We start from the raw sequence: 903 nt of genomic DNA, 5'->3' as shown, positions 1-903 counted from the left end.
GGTGACCATTGCCTTATTGATGTCCTGGGTGGCTGCAGTTCTGTTTGTGCCCTATCTGGGGGACAAGTTGCTGCCGGACTTTAATCAGGATTTAGTGCAAAAAGCGCCTTGGTATCAGCGTATATGGGCACGTCTGCGCAAACAGCCTGAACCTGCACCGGTCGTGCATCAGGCCGGGGAACCGCATGATCCTTATCAGACCCGGTTTTATCAGGGCTTTCGGCGCTGGGTCAATACCTGTGTGACCTATCGCAAAACCGTGATTGCTGCGACCCTGGGTATTTTTATCTTATCGATTGTGATGTTTAAACTGGTTCCTCAGCAGTTCTTCCCGCCCTCGAATCGTGCTGAAATTCTGGTGGATTTAAAACTGGAAGAAGGGGCTTCACTGAAAGCCACCGAAGCAGCGGTCAGGAAGGTCGAGCAGTTCCTGTCCAAGCAGGAGGGCATCGACAATTATGTGGCCTATGTGGGCATCGGTTCGCCACGTTTCTATTTGCCGCTGGACCAGCAGTTGCCCCAGACCAGTTTTGCCCAGTTTGTAGTATTGGCCTCTTCCCTGGAAGATCGGAATGAAATCCGAAAATCCTTAAGTGACCAGATTCGGGTGCTATTGCCCGAGGTCAGGACACGTGTGTCTTTACTGGAAAATGGCCCGCCTGTTGGCTATCCGCTGCAATTCCGGATTTCGGGAGAAGATCTGGTTCTGGTTCGTGAATGGGCACAGAAAGTGGCGACAACGGTGAGCCAAAACCCGAACAGTACCAATGTCCATCTGGACTGGGGTGAGCCGAGCAAAATGATTCAGCTGGAGATCGATCAGGACCGTGCCCGTCAGCTCGGAGTCAGCAGTACAGACCTGGCCAATTTTCTGAACAGCTCGATTTCAGGGGCAGCAATAGA

1 protein-coding gene is annotated in these 903 nt (G+C 52.3%); it reads left to right on the top strand.

The genetic code is table 11. From position 1 onward, the window contains the following. Nucleotides 1-903, top strand: a 903-nt coding sequence (locus tag E2K52_RS14510; RefSeq protein WP_151205693.1) for an efflux RND transporter permease subunit, incomplete at both ends; no start/stop codon positions are given.

The sequence above is a fragment of the Acinetobacter sp. RF14B genome (assembly GCF_006864105.1).
GTDB classification, from domain to species: domain Bacteria; phylum Pseudomonadota; class Gammaproteobacteria; order Pseudomonadales; family Moraxellaceae; genus Acinetobacter; species Acinetobacter lwoffii_C.
The sequence above is the reverse complement of the archived record's forward strand: the minus strand, read 5'-3'. Positions and strand labels throughout refer to the sequence as shown.